This is a genomic window from Bradyrhizobium cenepequi (genome assembly GCF_020329485.1).
GTDB lineage: Bacteria > Pseudomonadota > Alphaproteobacteria > Rhizobiales > Xanthobacteraceae > Bradyrhizobium > Bradyrhizobium cenepequi.
Map to the genome: position 1 here is coordinate 43,268 of NZ_JAGKJI010000041.1, position 16,369 is coordinate 59,636.

At 64.0% G+C, this 16,369-nt stretch carries 9 protein-coding genes, 1 tRNA gene and 2 pseudogenes; 5 read left to right on the top strand and 7 right to left on the bottom strand.

The window, feature by feature from the left end:
- Window positions 1-13: 13 nt before the first annotated feature.
- The 5 genes and pseudogenes from J6497_RS30970 to J6497_RS30990 all read right to left on the bottom strand — a co-directional run bounded on the left by J6497_RS30970 (window position 14) and on the right by J6497_RS30990 (window position 6,965).
- Window positions 14-1,168, bottom strand: coding sequence for an ABC transporter substrate-binding protein (locus tag J6497_RS30970; RefSeq protein WP_225708031.1), 1,155 nt, complete (start codon window positions 1,166-1,168; stop codon window positions 14-16).
- An 82-nt stretch (window positions 1,169-1,250) separates the two neighbouring features.
- A pseudogene (locus tag J6497_RS30975) lies at window positions 1,251-2,456 on the bottom strand (xanthine dehydrogenase family Fe-S subunit).
- Entirely contained in the window at window positions 2,453-3,289 is an 837-nt protein-coding gene (locus tag J6497_RS30980; RefSeq protein ID WP_225708032.1) for an FAD binding domain-containing protein, read from the bottom strand. Before J6497_RS30980 ends, J6497_RS30975 begins: the two are co-directional and overlap by 4 nt.
- Entirely contained in the window at window positions 3,286-5,679 is a 2,394-nt protein-coding gene (locus tag J6497_RS30985) for a xanthine dehydrogenase family protein molybdopterin-binding subunit (protein ID WP_225708033.1), read from the bottom strand. Before J6497_RS30985 ends, J6497_RS30980 begins: the two co-directional genes overlap by 4 nt.
- A gap of 8 nt (window positions 5,680-5,687) precedes the next feature.
- Window positions 5,688-6,965, bottom strand: a complete 1,278-nt coding sequence (locus J6497_RS30990) for an amidohydrolase/deacetylase family metallohydrolase (protein WP_225708034.1) — start codon at window positions 6,963-6,965, stop codon at window positions 5,688-5,690.
- Window positions 6,966-7,207: 242 nt separating this feature from the next.
- Between J6497_RS30990 and J6497_RS30995 the strand changes: the two genes are divergently transcribed.
- The 3 genes from J6497_RS30995 to J6497_RS31005 all read left to right on the top strand — a co-directional run bounded on the left by J6497_RS30995 (window position 7,208) and on the right by J6497_RS31005 (window position 10,300).
- Window positions 7,208-7,618: a MarR family winged helix-turn-helix transcriptional regulator gene (locus J6497_RS30995; protein ID WP_376708295.1), complete on the top strand. Its 411-nt coding sequence runs from the start codon at window positions 7,208-7,210 to the stop codon at window positions 7,616-7,618.
- A gap of 297 nt (window positions 7,619-7,915) precedes the next feature.
- Window positions 7,916-9,334 carry a cytosine permease gene (locus J6497_RS31000; protein WP_225708036.1) on the top strand — a complete coding sequence of 473 codons (1,419 nt, stop codon included), beginning with the start codon at window positions 7,916-7,918 and terminating at the stop codon, window positions 9,332-9,334.
- Between the two features lie 6 nt (window positions 9,335-9,340).
- A complete protein-coding gene (locus J6497_RS31005; protein WP_376708297.1) occupies window positions 9,341-10,300 on the top strand; it encodes an acetamidase/formamidase family protein in 960 nt (319 codons plus the stop codon).
- Between the two features lie 314 nt (window positions 10,301-10,614).
- Here the strand turns inward: J6497_RS31005 and bla are convergent.
- Window positions 10,615-11,486 (bottom strand): annotated as a pseudogene (bla, locus tag J6497_RS31010) (subclass B3 metallo-beta-lactamase); the annotation flags it as partial.
- A gap of 927 nt (window positions 11,487-12,413) precedes the next feature.
- Here bla and J6497_RS31015 point away from each other — a divergent pair.
- Window positions 12,414-13,739: a hypothetical protein gene (locus J6497_RS31015; RefSeq protein WP_225708038.1), complete on the top strand. Its 1,326-nt coding sequence runs from the start codon at window positions 12,414-12,416 to the stop codon at window positions 13,737-13,739.
- Between the two features lie 285 nt (window positions 13,740-14,024).
- Here the strand turns inward: J6497_RS31015 and J6497_RS31020 are convergent.
- Window positions 14,025-14,099 (bottom strand) — tRNA-Gln (locus J6497_RS31020).
- Window positions 14,100-14,277: 178 nt separating this feature from the next.
- Here J6497_RS31020 and J6497_RS31025 point away from each other — a divergent pair.
- The gene (locus J6497_RS31025; protein WP_225708039.1) at window positions 14,278-16,059 is read left to right on the top strand and encodes an acyl-CoA dehydrogenase family protein; all 1,782 of its coding nucleotides are present in this window, start codon (window positions 14,278-14,280) and stop codon (window positions 16,057-16,059) included.
- Window positions 16,060-16,369: the final 310 nt, after the last annotated feature.

Sequence of the window (16,369 nt, forward strand, 5' to 3'; positions counted from 1 at the left end):
GGATTGGCTGACGTCAGAGCGCCTTCATAGCGACCTTGCCGTCGTTGATCTCGATGAGATAGACGTTCGGCTGGCTCTGTCCGCTCTCCTTGCCTTCGGGGCCGGACTTGCGGAACACGATGTCGCCGTTGAGCCCCTTTACGTCGATGTCCCAGAACGCCGCCTTGATCGCCGCCGGCTCGGCCTTGCCCGCCTTCTCGATCGCGGCCGCCGCGGTGCGGATGCCGTCATAGCCGCGGAAGCTCTCGGTGCAGCCGGCGAACTCGAAGCCGCGCTTCTTCCATTCCGAGATGAAGTAATTGGTCGCCTCTGGGTTCGGCGTCTTGTCGGGGAACCATGGCAGGAAGGTCGTCAGGTGCATGGTGCCGTTGGCGGCAGCTCCAGCCTGGGCGATGATCTGGTCCGGATTCTGCGAACCGCCGGTGGTGATGATGCGCTTTTTCAGCCCCAGCGCGGCCGCCTGCTTGAAGATCAGCGTCAGCTGGTCGACCGCGGTCGTGACGATGACCGTCTCGGAATCCGAACTCTTGATCTTGGAGAGCTGGGCGCTCATGTCCTGCGCCCCCTGGTCCATGGTTTCGACCAGGCCGATGCCGATCCCCTTGTCCTTCATCATCTTGCTGAAGTCCTCGGCCGTGCCGCGCCCCCAGTCGTTGTTGATGACGAGGAAGTCGACCTTCTTCAGAGCAAGCTTGTCGACGATCCCCTTGAACGCCGCGGCCTCGACCGCCGAGGGCGGGGAGATGCGGAAGATGAAGGGATTACCGGTCGTCGTGATCTTTCCCGAGGACGAGGTCTCCACCACCATCGCGGTCTCATATTCCATCAGCTTCGGCATCACCGCGAGAGTCAGGCTCGAGCCCCAGGCGCCCATCAGGACGGGCACCTTGTCGCTGGTGATGAGCTTCTCCGCAACGGCCGCCGCTTCGGTCGGGTTGCTCTTGTTATCCTCGATCACGAGCTCGATTTTCTTGCCGAGAATGCCGCCCTTGGCGTTGATCTCGTCGGCGGCGATCTTGGCGCCGTTGACGACGTAGGTGCCGGACGCCGCGAACGCGCCGGTGAGCGGCTCGTTGACGCCGATCTTGATGGTCTGCGCCGCTGCGGCGCCGCCGAACAAGGCCGTTGCCACCGCCATTGCCGGAACAAGTCCAAGTGCTCGTGTCATTTTGTCTCTCCAAATCCCACGCTGTTGATTTCTAGGCAGTCTAGGCTTCGTCGCTCCGCGGTGCGCGAATACACCGATCCGTTCATCCCGCGCCGCCTCGCTTGGCGAAGACACGGCCAAGGAGGCGCGCGACCCGGGCACGCAAGACGTCGGAGACAATCGACCAACCGCTGAGCTCCACCGGGACCGCCTCTTGCGGCGCGGCACCCGACATGTGGCGATCGAGATTGGCGGCGAAGTCCGCAACCAGGCGTCTGGAGAGATCCCTCACCAGGCCGGGCCGGCCGACCTGGACCAGCATTCCCGTGAGCGTGTAGCCGATCGACACCTCGACAGTAGTTGCCGTGCCGCCCTCAAGCGGGATCAGGCGATAGCGGATTTCACCTTGGGTCGCCGAATGGCTGCGCTGGTCGGTGCCGATGCCGACAATGCGGCCGGAAAGCGTCGCGGCATCGCGTTCGACGCGTGCAGCTCCCACGAAAGCCGCTACGATCGGCCCGAGCCTGACGCGGATCGCGCCTTCGACGCGCTTCGGGCTCGGCGGCGCCGTGAGCGATACGCCGGGAAGGCAGGCTGCGATATCAGCGATATCGTCGAACATCGCAAACACTTTTGCCGGCGCATGCGGCAGCGTGAAGCGCTGATCGAGAATGGTCGCCGGGGTAAAGTCCGGAATGACGTTCGGCGCGTTACGATCTGAGGCCGACGCCAACGACTGCCGCGCAGTTCGCGGCGACTGTTCGTCTCGACCGGGCGTGGCCTGGCCTGATCCGGCAGGGCCAAGACTGGTCCGACCGCCGGCGGGCTGCGGCGCGACGTTGCGCGCGCGCCGGGCCTCGATCACGGCCTGTACCGCCCGCACGATCCCGACATAACCGGTGCAGCGGCAGAGATTGCCGCTCAGGCCGACTCGGATTCGCCGCTCGTCGGCATCGGGCAGACGCAGCACCAGGTCGCGCGCGGAGACCAGCATCCCCGGGGTGCAATAGCCGCATTACAGGGCGTGTTCCCGGGTGAAGGCGGCGCGCAGCTCGGCCGTGACCTCGTCCTCGTCGAGGCCTTCGATTGTGGTGATGTCGGCGCCCACGCACGCCGCCGCATAGGTGATGCAGGACCGCGCCGGCACGCCGTCGAGCAGCACTGTGCAGGCGCCGCATACGCCGTGTTCGCAGCCGAGATGCGTGCCGGTCAGATCGAGCTTGTCGCGCACGAAATCGGCAAGGCTGGTGCGCGGCTCGGCCAGCGCCTCGACCGCGCGACGGTTGACGTTGAGGGCAATCGTGTTCATGCGGCGGCCTCGTGGACGGCGCGCTTCAACACGCTGACGTGGATATGGCGCTGTGCCGCATCGTCGATGCCGGCCTTCGCCAGAAGCGCCTCGGCGATGCGGGTGTCGAAACGTTGCTTGTAGTCGGCCGCAACCCGCCCGCCGAACAGCTCGGCCGCATCGGTCAGGACGATCGGCGCCGTGTCGATCGCTCCGATCACGACGCGGGCGGTTGCGGCGGCCGGATCGACCAGGATCGCGCCGATGGCGTGGGCGAACTCGCCAGTCTTGCGGCAGCTCTTGGCATAACCCCAATGCGCCGAGACGGTTCGTGCCGGTACATGGACGGCCTCGACAATTTCGCCGGCCTGGAGCGCCGATTCGAGGGCGCCGAGGACGAACGCCTCGACAGCCATCATCCGCGCACCGAAAAGACTGCGCAGCCTGACCCGCGCGCCCAACGCGGCGAGCGCCGAAATCCAGTCCGCGGCGGGATCGGCGTGGCTGAGCGAGCCGCCGATCGTGCCGCGGTTGCGTACCGCGCGATAGGCGATGTTGGCCGCGACCGCGCGCATGGCGCCGCGGGTCACGTCGGCCGTGCGCCCATCCTCGATGTCGGCATGCGTCACGAGGGCGCCAAGCACGAGCTCGCCGTCCCGAAGTTCCGCCTGCTTGAGTTCGGCAAGGCCGGAGATGTCGATCACCAGCTCCGGCTGCACCAGCCGCAAGTTGAGCATCGGCCCGAGCGATTGACCGCCCGCGATGATCTTCGCCGATCCGTTGGCCGCCGCGAGCATCGACAGCGCCGAGTTGAGATCGCGCGGACGCTCATAGCCGAAGGGCACGGGCTTCATGCCACGCTCCTTTCGACAGCGCGGGCGGCCAGCACGGCCTCGACGACGCGATGGGGCGTGATCGGCGACCGCATCAGCTCGACACCGAGCGGCCGCAGCGCGTCGTTGACGGCGTTGGCAATTGCGGCCGGCGGCGCAATCGCCCCGCCCTCGCCGATGCCCTTCACGCCGAACTGCGTGTAGGGCGAAGGCGTCCCCATGTGATCGAGGCGCGGTGCAGGAACCTCGGTCGCGGCGGGAAGCAGATAGTCGGCGAGCGTCGTCGCGAGCGGCTGGCCGGACGCATCGAACGGCATTTCCTCGTAGAGTGCGGTGCCGATCCCCTGGGCAAGACCGCCATAGATCTGGCCGTCCACGACAAGCGGATTGACCAGCACGCCGCCGTCCTCGACGATCACATAGTCGAGGATTTCGACCTCGCCGAGATCAGGATCGACCGCGACGATTGCGGCGTGCGCGGCGTAGCTGAAGGTTCCGCTGTCGCGTACCGGCCTGTAGCCCTGGGTCACCTCCAACCCGCCGGGATCGACGTCGGCCGGCAGATCCTGCGGACGGCGATACCAAGTATGGGCGATCGCCTGGAGGCTGACACTGCCATTGACGCCGCGCACCTCACCATTCTGCAATACGACGGAGGCCGGGTCGTGCTGCAACAATTTGGCCCCGATGCGCCTCGCACGTTCGCCGAGCTCGCGGCAGGCGGTCGCCACCGCGCCGCCCGCCATGACCATCGAACGCGAACCCCAGGTTCCGGTCGAATAGGGCGTCATCGCGGTGTCGCCGAGGATGATGCGCACCTTTGCCACGTCGATTCCCAGCATCTCATAAGCGACCTGGGCGAGCGTCGTCTCCATGCCCTGCCCGTGCGAATGCACACCGACGCGCAACTCGAGGCCGCCGTCCGGCGTCAGCCGGGCCGATGCCTGCTCGTGGCCGGGCACCATCGGGATGCCCCAGCCGGAATAGACCGATGTGCCGTGCGCGGCCTGCTCGCAATAAATCGAGACGCCAACGCCGATCCGCCTGCCGTCGGCCTCGCCCTGGCTTTGCTTCGCGCGAATGGCGTCGATGTCGATCGCGGCTAGCGCGCGCCGCATCGCCTCCGGATAATCGCCGCTATCGAAATGCTTCTTGGTGATGTTGTCGAACGGCATCTGCTCCGGCTGCACCAGGTTGCGCAGCCGCACCTCGCCAGGCTCGAGCCCTGCCTCCGCCGCCACGAGGTCGAGCATCAATTCCAGCGCAAAGCACACGCCGGTGCGCGCTACCCCGCGATAGGGAAGGATCGGACATTTGTTGGTTGCGACGGAGAAGGTGCGGCAGCGATAGGCCGGCATCCGATAGGGACCCGGCAAGATGCTTGCGACCTGAGCGGCCTCAAGGCACGCCGAGAACGGATAGGACGAATAGGCGCCGGAATCCACCGTCGCTTCACAATCGATGCCGCGCAACGTCCCATCGCGGTCGGCATAGACCGTGATCTTGTAATGGTGCTCGCGGCAATTGGAGCTGGCGACGAGGTGCTCGCGGCGATCCTCGGTCCAGCGCACGGGATGACCGCGCTGCATCGTCAGCCAGGACAGGCAGACCTCCTCCGGCAACAAGATTCCCTTGTGCCCGAAGCCGCCGCCGACATCGGGCGAGATGACGCGGATCTGGCCCTCCTCCATGCCGAGGCATTCGGCAAGACCACTGCGCGTGATGTGCGGCATCTGGGCCGCGGAATGCAGCGTGAGTTGACCGAGCCGCCGATCGAAGGTCGCAACCACGCCACGGCCTTCGAGTGGCGACATGCATTGCCGTGCGGTTGAGATCTCGCGCGTAACCTTGATCGGCGCGTCGAGCGCCGCGGAAATGTCGACCTCGTAGGTGGTTTCGAGGAAGACGTTGTCGCCCCAGTGCTCATGCACTAGGGCCGAACCCGGCTCGCGCGCTTTCAGCATGTCGTAGATCGCGGGCAGCTCCTCCAGATCCAACGTTACGGACGCCGCGATGTCCTCGGCCTCGGCCCGCGTCGGTGCGACGCACATCGCAACGAGCTCGCCGACCTGGCGCACCTTGCCGGTGGCCAGCACCGGCTGCTCCGAAATCTTGAAGCCCGGAAGTCCCGATACCGCGCGAATCGGATTGATGCCGACGAGGTCCGCCGCCGTGAAGACGCTGCCGCGATAGCGCTTGGGCACGTGAATGGCACGGATTCGCGCATGCGCCCTCGGGCTGCGCACGAACGCGACGTCCTGGAGGCCAGCAAGCCGAATGTCGGCGACGAACTGGCCGCGGCCGCGCATCAAGCGGTCGTCCTCCTTCCGCGGTAGCCGTGCGCCCACGCCCTGCCCGGATTTGCCAGAAGGAAACTCTCGCTCGTTGCGCACGCCGGCGTTCTCCTTCACCGCGCGGCCTACGCCGCGACAGCCTGCGGCAAGATTGGCGCGACTGCGTCAAAGCGCGTGCCGGCGCGCAGGCAGAATGCGGGCTGAAGCAGGCGTTCGGCGATCACCTCGTTCTTCTCGTTGTCGCGCAGGACGAAGCGGCCACTCTTCTGCGTGAGCACGGAGACGTCGGCGTCCATGCCGACCTTGAGGGCGCCGATTTCCTCGCTGCGTCCGAGCATTTTGGCCGGATTGGAGGTGACCATCGGCACCACCTGCTCCAGCGACAGGCCGAGCGCCATCATCGAGCTCATCGCCTGGACCAGGCTGAACTTGGCCTGTCCTGCGAAGGGGTGGTTTTCCTCGTCCTCGTGCTGGTCGGGCGTCCCGGCCGGCGCTGGCACGTGCGTGTTGTAGCCGTGGATGTCGGCTCCCAGCGTGGTCGGAATGATGCCGGCGGCGATCGCCTTCTTCGCGAGCCGGTACGAGAAGTGGCTGCCATGACCGACATCGACCTTCAGGCCACGATCGAGCGCGGCCTGGATCACGGGATGCACCTCGCCCTCACGGTTGACGAAGCCGCCGGGATGGCGCGTGAACGGATGCGCGAGAATGTCGCCTTCGCGCAGCAGCGGGATCACGCGCGTCAGGATCGTGTCCGCATCCTCGCCATTGGCGCCGCTCGCGGGCAATCCCCACAGCTGGCCGAAATGCACATAGACCGGCAGGTCGGCTCGCTTGCCGATCTCCGCCGCCATTTCGATGACGCGGATGCCCCAGCGCGCGAAACCACCGATCTCGGCATGGGCCTTGATGCCGCGCACGATGTCGAGATTGGCCGTCGCCGACTTGACGGTCGCATCGACATCAACACCGTCGGGGCTATAGAGCTGCGGATAAAAGTGCCCTTCGAGTCCGCCGACGAGATAGGCGGACAGAAACGCATAGACGCGCGAGGCCGAAGGCTCCGCGATGAAATGGCGAAAGCCGGGCAGCGTCATGCAGGATGGACCGCCCTGATCGACCAGCGTCGTCACGCCCGACTGCACGCCGACCATGTCCGCATTCATGCCGAAGCGGCCCGAGACATATTGATAGACATGCGCATGGGTGTCGATCAGGCCGGGCAGCACCAGCTTGCCGGCGACATCGACCACCTCTTTGGCGCTGGTCGGCAGGATATCCGGCGCGACCGCCGCGATCTTGCCGTTGCGGATGGCAACGTCCCTGACGCCGTCCACACCCGAGGCCGGACAGATCACGCGACCGCCTCGCAGCAGAAGATCGAAGCTAGCAGTGACGGACATGGGCACTCTCCTCTATCTCGCGCAGGCAGGTGCCCGGCTCTCGAATTACGAAGCATGCTTCGTATTTTACAAAAGCAAACTTCGTGCCATGATCCGCTGATGGCGAGCGCAGTCGAATCGAACGAAGCGCGACGGGTTCCAGGTTGGGAGAGCGAACATTGCGGCAAGCAGGGAAACGTCGCAGCGGGGGAAAGCACCGCCCTTGGCCATTGTCTCAACGCCCCGGCTATTTGATCCGGCGGTTGCACCAAATTCACGTCGCGCTCTTCCAGGAGGCCTGCGGCGCGTTCGATGTCACGCCATTGCTATACAGCCTGCTTTCCGCGCTGGCGGTGCGCGAAACGGCCGATCAGACGACTTTGGCGGCCGATATCGTCCTCGATCGAACCACGACGACCGGTGCATTGAAGCGACTCGCCGCGCGGAACCTGGTCGAGCGCACGGTGAACAAGGACGATCGCCGCGCACGATCGTGCCGATTGACGGCGGCGGGCGCCGTCCTGCTCGTCAAGATCGAGGGCGCAGCGCGACGGGCGCACCTTGCGACGCTCGGCGATCTCAGTGAACGGGAACAGGCGCTGTTCATCGAGATGATGCAGCGCATCGTCGCCGGCAATCCCAGTCGTGACAGCTCCGCTGCCCTATTCGACTAGCCTCCGGATTGCCGCCGGCTGCTGCACTTTTGGAGTTGGCTGCCCAATTTATCATCGTAGCGCTGCCCATAGGCGCGACGTCGTCCGCCCCTCGGTCGAACGTCAAAGCAGCAACGCAGTTTCGCAGACGCGCAGCAAGCGGCACCGCGCGCGAGACCGGCCGCGCTTGAAAGCTCAGCAGCAATCCAGCACGAGGCACGCCAGATCCGCGAGCGGCGCGAGTTCTGTCAGGGCCGCGCCCCCAATGGCACGATTTATGCTGCGCATTGCGAAGCGTGCTTCGTATTGGGGGATGTCATGAGGAATTCCGAACTTCGCGCTGATATTCACAGCATCGAGCCAATTCCCGATGCAGACCGGGACTCGACCGGGCCGCAGCAAATGTGGATCTGGGCCGGCGCCAACATCGCGCCGGTCAATTGGGCGCTCGGCGCGCTCGGCATCATCCTGAAACTGGGACTGATGGAGACGATCGCGGTCATCGTGATCGGCAACATCGTCGGCTGCGCCATCTTCGCCGCGTTCACGGTGATGGGACACAAGACCGGCGTCAACCAGATGGTATTGAGCCGATCCGCGTTCGGCGTTCGCGGCGCCTACCTGCCGAGCATCCTGATGTTCCTGATGACGCTGGGCTGGATCGGCGTCAACACCTACTTCCCGGTGAAGATCTCGATCGGCATCCTCGGTCAATTCGGCGTTCCCGATACTTGGTTAGTCCAGATCGTCATCATCACGCTGGTGATGGCGGCGCAGGTCTTGATCGGCGTCTACGGGTTCTACGCGATCCGCACCTTCGAGAAATATACCGTGCCGCCGACCATCGCCGTCATGGTGCTGATGAGCGTTTTGGCGTGGACCCATCCCGGCGTCGTCAATTGGAGTCTCACGACGTCGCTGCCGCCGGGCGCGCATCTGGCGATGCTGACGCTGCTGACGACGGCGATCGGCGTCGGCTGGGGCATTTCCTGGGTCACCTGGGCCTCCGACTATTCGCGCTTCGTGCCGCGAAGCGTGCCGTCGCGTTCCGTGTTCTGGTACAGCTATGTCGGCATGTTCGTGCCAACGGTCTGGCTCGGCATTCTCGGCGCGACCATCGCCTCGACGACCCTGGATACCGATCCGGCCAAGATGGTCAGTGCGGTCTTCGGCGGCCCGGTCAGTCTCTTGGTCCTGCTGATGGTGCTGCACGGCCCCATCGCCACCAACATCCTCAACGTCTATTCGGCGACACTGGCCGGGCTCAGTGCAGGGCTCAAGTTCTCGCGCTTCTGGCTCACCGTCATCGTCGGCATCGCCGGCTATCTAGTCACGCTGTATTTCATCTTTGCGCCGTCTTTCGCCAAGGCGTTCGACAATTGGATGATCGGCCTGCTGTTGTGGATGAGCCCCTGGGCCGGCGTGGTGCTCGCGGACTTCTTCGTCAAGCGGAAGGGCAAGATCGACGTCGCCGAGCTCTATCGGTCACCGGAAACAAGCGTCTATGGCGACATCAACTGGGCCGGCATGATCGCCTTCCTCGCAGGTCTGGCGGCCGGATGGTCGGTCGAAGACGGCCTGGTCGGCGCGCTCCAGGGACCGGTCTCGATCAATTTGCTCGGCGGAGCCGATTTGAGCTGGCTGTTCGGCATCGGAGTTTCGGGACTGGTCTATCTTGCACTGAGCAAGCTCGTCACCTCGCCCTCCTCGATGGTTGCGAGCAGCGCAGGCAGGTAGCGCCGGATCATGGACCACGTTCTTCGATCCACTCCGGGAAACGTCCAGTGGGGACTTTGGGACGGACGACTGAAGCCGGTGCTCCGGATCGCGTCCGGAGACCGTGTGACCATCGAAACGCTCTCCGGCGAGCCGGACGATCTGCCCGATCCGTCGCTCGGCTTCGACGTCGTGCCCGGACACGCGGACGTGCTGGCAAGCACGTTTCGCGGTCCGGGACCGCATCTTCTCACCGGGCCGATCCACATCGAAGGCGCCGAGCCTGGCGACGTCCTCGAGGTACGCGTCCTGAATATCGAGCTGCGCTGCAACTGGGGCTGGAACCTCCAGGTCCCGACGCTCGGCACTCTCCCTGAGGATTTCCCCGAATTTCGCCGCATCCACATTCCGCTCGACCGCGCGCGCAACGTCGCGCGACTGTCCTGGGGACAGGAACTGGCGCTCGCTCCCTTCTTCGGCAATTTCGGCGTGGCGCCGCCACTGACATGGGGCCGGCTGTCCTCGAAGGAGCCGCGGGCCTTCGGCGGCAACATGGACAACAAGGAGCTGGGCGTCGGCAGCACGGTCTATTTTCCAGTCTTCGTGCCGGGCGCGCTGTTCTCCGCGGGCGACGGCCACGCGCTCCAGGGCGACGGCGAAGTCTGCTTGACCGCGATCGAGACTGCCCTCACCGGCACCTTCGAATTCCATCTTCGTCGCGATCTTCGCCTTGCCTCGCCGCGCGCGGAGACGGCGTCAGACTGGATCACGATGGGATTCGATGAAGATCTCGATGATGCGGCCAAGGCGGCACTACGCGACATGATTGCGCTGATCCGGGAGAAAAGCGGCCTTGGCGCGCAGGATGCCTATACGCTCTGCTCGATCGCCGCGGACCTCCGCGTCACGCAGATGGTAGACGGCAACAAGGGCGTCCACTATATCCTGGCAAAATCCCGCATGCCGCTCGCCCGTGGAAGCACGTAGCACCCTCCGTGCATGTGAAGCAGGACGCGATTGCGATTTTGCGGCGGGATCGTCTCCGGCGTGACAATGAACGCCCTTACGCCATCGATCACGGTCTTCTCCACCTTGACGTGGAGGCGCTCCTGCATGCCCGGCAGATTTTTCAGCGTGGCCGCCGCGGTCGCCTGCACGATTGGCACCCATTCCTCGCCGGTCTTTGGCAGCGCGTCCCAACCGTTGCGCGGGGGCATGCCAACGATCTTGGCGAGTTGCGGGCTTATGGTGCCTGGTACCGGGACCGACGTGGCGGGCACCTGAAGCGCGGCCACTGGGGCCAGTGCCGCCGTCTGCTTGGCGAGCTGCTTGTTGAAGTCCTGTTCGAGCCCTTCCGCATAGGCTGCAAGCTCACCGGGCTTGACGAACGGGTTCGACGCACCGTCCTTCATCCGCGCGCGCTTGTCCTGCATGCCGTACACGTCCGGATGCGGCCCGAGCAGCACGTCGGGCTTCATCGCCTTGGCCTTTGCGAATGTCGTTCGGTAGTCCTCGACGATGCCGGGGTAAGTCGGCTGGCCGACCAGCTTGTTCAACGCGACCGTCCCGCTGCAGAAGAACAGCAGGTCGCGATCGTGGCCGCCGTCCTTGACGTTCATCTCCCAGCTCGTGCAGCCGGGCGAGTGTCCGGGCATCGAATGTGCCGTCAGCGTCGTGTCGCCGAGTGTGACCTTGTCGCCGTCCTTGACGGCGCGGTCCACCCTGACCGGCGGAAAGCCGAGATCGGTATCGTTCTCGTCGCCCGGATAGTATCCGCCTTCACGCAACGGCTTGTCGCGTTCGCCGGCCACGAGCTGCGCGCCGGTTTCCTGTTTGATTTCCGCAAAGCCGCCGGTGTGGTCAAAATGCGCGTGCGAGTTCAGGATGTATTTGACGTCCGCGACGCGGAACCCGAGCTTGGCGATGGTGTCCTTGATCATGCCGGTCGATTGCGGGAGCGCCGTATCCATGAGGATCAGGCCCTGCGACGTCTTGATGATGTAGGCGGCGATCCCTTCGGTGCCGACATAGTAGATGTTGCCGATCAGCTGGAAAGGCTCGAACGGCGAGGTCCACTTCCTGGTGACCGCGGCGAGAAATTCCTTGACGGTCTGGGCTGTACGCCGGTTGCAATCAGCGCCATGGCACACAGCATGACCGCAAGTGTCCTCATTTCCGCCTCCCCTGTTGATTCTTGTCGTGTTGGATCGAAATGCACGGGAATGCCTTTCGCATCGGTCAAAATTTAGGTTGCCATCGGCGCGACGGGCAACCGTAAAATTTTGCGCCGCCCTAGGGAATAAACCACCTGTACGTCCGTAACCCGTTATACTGGTAGCCGGCACCCTAGCAACCGATGGTGGATTAGCCGCAGGGGGTACGCGGCGCCGTCGCACCATGATCGCGACCTGCTCTGCGGTCTATGACGTACGCTCCCCCCACTCTTGAAAGCTCGCCTGAAAGCATCGCGTCAACCAGGATCCGCTCTCGGAGAAGCACCTTTGTGACCCTAACGTGACCCAAGCAAACACGAGCGATCGTAGGAGCGATGCCATGTCTGCAAGCTATTGATTTTTTTAGGGATTTTGGTGGGCGCACCAGGGCTCGAACCTGGGACCCGCTGATTAAGAGTCAGCAAAATCGAGAGCTATCTTGCTACCGAACTGGGGCGGAATGCCTCGTCCACGAACGTTCAGCAGCTCTGTCACCTGCGACTGCCGTCGACGCTTCCCTTTCATACGATCCTCTACCTTCTCGCGCGATCTCGCTGCTGTCACGGTTTCAAGCGTCGGCGGCTGTCTGCATGATGCCCCGGCACACCACACGGCTGAAGCCTCCTCCACCAGTTCGCGCTTAGACCGATCGCAATACCACGTTCTGCCATAATTCCTGCAGGCTCTTGGCCGCGTCGTATGCCAGCCGCAATTGCGGCCGGGTATTGCGGCGAAACAACTGTAGAAGCCTTTCTCAAACGAGTCGGTAAGGAGTATCCTCGACCACGTGTGAAAGAAGGGAGGCGTCAGCTGTGGTTGAGAGACGATCTGGACCGAGCTATTGCGCCGGACATCGTGCCGGGCGACCTCGCCGAGGATTTGTAACATTGGAGCGCCCACTTCCACGCTTCGTGGAGGTACGGCGGCTTGCCCGTGGGGCGACCGCTTTCTACTTCCGCATCCCTACACATTACAGAAAACTCGGCTGCGAGATGCCGAATGAGCCCCTTGGAACGAGCTATGAAACCGCATGTGGCGATGACAGAAAAGGCGGACGCGCCGCCACACTCAATGCCTTGTTCGATGAATGGAACAGCCAGCGCAGGGGGGAGCCAGGCCAGGGAAAGATCGCGCGATACGGCACGATTGACTGGCTCTTCAGACAATACAAGACAGAGAAGGCGTATACCGAGAAGGTCTCACCTCGGTCGCGCCCGGACTACGAACGGATCATGCAAATGATCTGCGACACCGTCGGTAAGAGCGGACGACGGATCGGCGAACGGCAGATCATGGAAGTCACGCCCCGAGCCGCTGATAAGATCTACGACAAAATCATCAACGGCCCGAACGGCATCAGACTGCGGCAGGGAGAGAAGGTGGTCGGGCTCTGCCGAAAGGTGTGGCGGATCATGCGCCGGCTACATCCGGAGCTGTTCGATAAGAAGCACCCGAATCCCTGGGACGACTTCACCCTCAAGAGCCGCACCAAGACCAAGAAGCATGCGGTCACTCGCGAAGAGGTCTATAAATTTGCATGGGGCTGCATCAAAGAAGGGCGGCCTGAACCCGCGGCCGTGGCGGTGATCTGTTTTGAATGGCTACAACGGCCGGAGAACGTTGTGGCCGGGTTTTTGACTTGGCCCGACTATCGCAGCAAAAACTGGCCACATGCCGTGCGCATTGAGCACCACAAGAACAAGGTGTTGGTCTGGCATCCGCTCGAAGAGACTCTCGACGGAGAGATCGTCAAGTTTTATGCCGAAGCAGAGGACGTTTTGAGCCATCTGCCCAAGCTTGGCGTCCCGATGATCATGCGTCGGATCCAAAAGGGCGAACGCAAGGGCGATGCCAAAGTGTGGTCATACCCCGGCATGGAGAAAGTGGTGCAGCAGATGCGCAAGAAGATTGACGGCGTGTCAAAGCTGTTTACGCTTGATGCCTGCCGGCACGGCGGCATGACCGAGCTTGAGGAAGCCGAACTGACTGACGGCCAGGGTCGTGCGCTCTCCGGACATAAGACCGCACAGGCCTATCGCGGCTATGCCAAGGAAACGATGATGCGAGCGCTCGCTGCGACCCGCAAGCGACATGCACATCTCTTGGCGCAGAAGGAGCTCGATCAGCAGAGTGCTGATGGAGCAGCATCACCTCGAGACGAAATGCAGCAGACCTCTCCAACGTCGAAGACCCGCGTCGGATCGCAAAGATAAACCTCGCGCTTCGTTGAACGCTGCAAAAGGGCGAAGGCGTTTTGCGGTGATGCCGCATGCGACGTGAAAGGCAGCGATCGAAAGCTTGCAACGCGCAGATAGCGTTCACGCGCTCAATTCGTATAAGTTGGGCGGCGTTCGACCTGCGCGACGTCTTGCATCGGCCGCCGACCAAAACGAAACCAGCACAGAATTTCCAAATGACCGGCAAACTGAATTTCCAAATGCGCTGGAAATTCTGCCTCGAATAAGGCGGTTTTCACAATAAAATCAGTGCATTGGCTTTGGCTGGGGCGGGAGGGATCGAACCTCCGAATGGCGGAATCAAAATCCGCTGCCTTACCGCTTGGCTACGCCCCAATTCCAGGTCCGAAGGGCGCGGACCATAGCCGCGGCCCTCTCGGTCTGGCAACGCCGGTCTACAGAGGGAGTCGGGCTATTTCAACTGTTTCTCCTCCCCAATTCGGGTCATCCGGACGGTTGAGGGAAGCATGGTTTCGTGGGAAGACGGCGCCAATGTTCCCTCGGGAGTAATGCCATGACCTACCGTGCGCCGATCGACGACATCCTGCTCGCCCTCAACCATGGTGCCGGACTGAAAGCCGCGACTGCCGCCGGCCATTACGGCGACTTCGACGGCGACGTCGCCCAAGCGGTGCTGGAGGAAGCTGGCAAGTTCGCAAGCGAGGTGCTGGCGCCGCTCAACCGGGTCGGCGATCAGCACGGCATCAAGCTCGCGGACGGCAAGGTGACGACCGCGCCGGGCTGGCCCGACGCTTATCAGGGCTGGGCGGCCGCGGGATGGAACGCGGTGTCGGGTCCGGAAGCCTTCGGCGGCCAGGGCCTGCCGCTCGCGATCAATGCCGCCTGCACCGAGATCTGGAGCGCGTCGAATTCGGCGTTCGGCCTCTGCCCGCTGCTGACGCTCTCCGCGATCGAGGCGCTGGATGCACATGGCAGCGACGAGCTGAAGAAAATCTACCTTGCAAAACTCGTCTCCGGCGAGTGGACCGGCACGATGCAGCTCACCGAGCCGCAGGCGGGCTCCGATGTCGGCGCGCTGCGCAGCCGCGCCGAGCGCGCCGGTGACGGCACCTACCGCATCAAGGGCACCAAGATCTTCATCACCTATGGCGATCACGACATGACCGACAACATCGTGCATTTCGTGCTCGCCCGCCTGCCCGATGCGCCCGCGGGCACCAAGGGCATCTCGCTGTTCCTGATCCCGAAATTCCTGGTCAACCCCGACGGCTCGCTCGGTGCGCGCAACGACATCCATCCCTCCGGCGTCGAGCACAAGCTCGGCATGCACGCCTCCCCGACCTGCACCATGACCATGGGCGACCATGGCGGCGCCATCGGCTACCTCATCGGTGAAGAGAACCAGGGCATGCGATGCATGTTCACGATGATGAACCAGGCCCGGCTTGCCGTCGGCCTCGAAGGCGTTGGCCTTGCCGACCGCGCGTATCAGCAAGCACTCGCCTACGCCCAGGAGCGCCGCCAGGGCCGCGCCGTCGGCAGCAAGAGCGAGGGCTCGGATCCGATCATCGCGCATCCCGACGTCAAGCGCATGCTGATGCAGATGCGCGCCATGACCGCTGCTGCGCGCGCGATCTGCTATGCCACCGCGGTCGCACTCGACGTTTCCACGCGCGCGAAGGATCCGAAGGTGCGCAGCGATGCGGCCACACGTGGCGCGCTGCTGACGCCGATCGCGAAGGCCTTCTCCACGGACATCGGCAACGAGGTCGCCTATCTCGGCGTGCAGGTGCATGGTGGCATGGGCTTCATCGAAGAGACGGGCGCGGCACAGCATTCTCGCGATGCGCGCATCACCGCGATCTATGAGGGCACCAACGGCATCCAATCGATCGACCTCGTCACCCGCAAGCTCGGGGCTAACGGCGGCGCTTCGGTCTGGGCGCTGCTCGAAGAACTCTCCGCCATCGTCAAACAGGTGGAAGTTTCCAACGACCCCGCGTTCGGCACCACCGGCACCAAGCTGCGCGATGCGCTCGGCGCGCTCGAGCGCACCAGCCGCTGGTTGCTCGAGCGCCTCGCCTCGGCGCCGAACGATGCGCTCGCCGGCGCTACGCCTTACCTGCGCCTGTTCGGCGCGACGCTCGGCGGCTGCATGCTCGCCGGCGAAGCGCTCGCCGTGAAGGCCGGTGGCGAGGCCGGCGACCCGCAGCGCTATATCGCGCTGGCACGCTTCTTCGCCGAGAACATCGCGGTGCAGGCGCCATCGCTGGAGAAGACGGTCACCGACAGCGCGGAAGCCGTGAATGGCGCCGACGCGGTGTTGTTGGGGTAAGTGGCGCATCATGTAGCAACCATTAGATCGATAGGTTGTGGGCAATTGGATTGTCCGACGGCCGTTGAGCATGACGCCGTGCTCGCGGCCGTCAAGGCGTGGCCTGGCGGCAGCGTGGCGAGGGGAGAGATTGAGGCAACGGCCATCCTTGACGGCCACTGCGCGCGCCGTCGTGGAGACGGCAGGTCGGGACGAAGAAACGGTGCTCCGGTCGAACAAAGAAACTGGGTCAGGCAAGAGATGGGATCGCGGCTGCGGCCGCCGCCGGGGGCTTGTCGTGCCACGGCGTGCCGCGCGCCACGACGGTGTT

What these genes read in the sequence shown, in the direction of transcription:
- J6497_RS30970 (WP_225708031.1), bottom strand. Translation starts at nt 1,168, where the DNA reads ATGACACGAGCACTTGGACTTGTTCCGGCAATGGCGGTGGCAACGGCC.
- J6497_RS30980 (WP_225708032.1), bottom strand. Translation starts at nt 3,289, where the DNA reads ATGAAGCCCGTGCCCTTCGGCTATGAGCGTCCGCGCGATCTCAACTCG.
- J6497_RS30990 (WP_225708034.1), bottom strand. Translation starts at nt 6,965, where the DNA reads ATGTCCGTCACTGCTAGCTTCGATCTTCTGCTGCGAGGCGGTCGCGTG.
- J6497_RS31000 (WP_225708036.1), top strand. Translation starts at nt 7,916, where the DNA reads ATGAGGAATTCCGAACTTCGCGCTGATATTCACAGCATCGAGCCAATT.
- J6497_RS31025 (WP_225708039.1), top strand. Translation starts at nt 14,278, where the DNA reads ATGACCTACCGTGCGCCGATCGACGACATCCTGCTCGCCCTCAACCAT.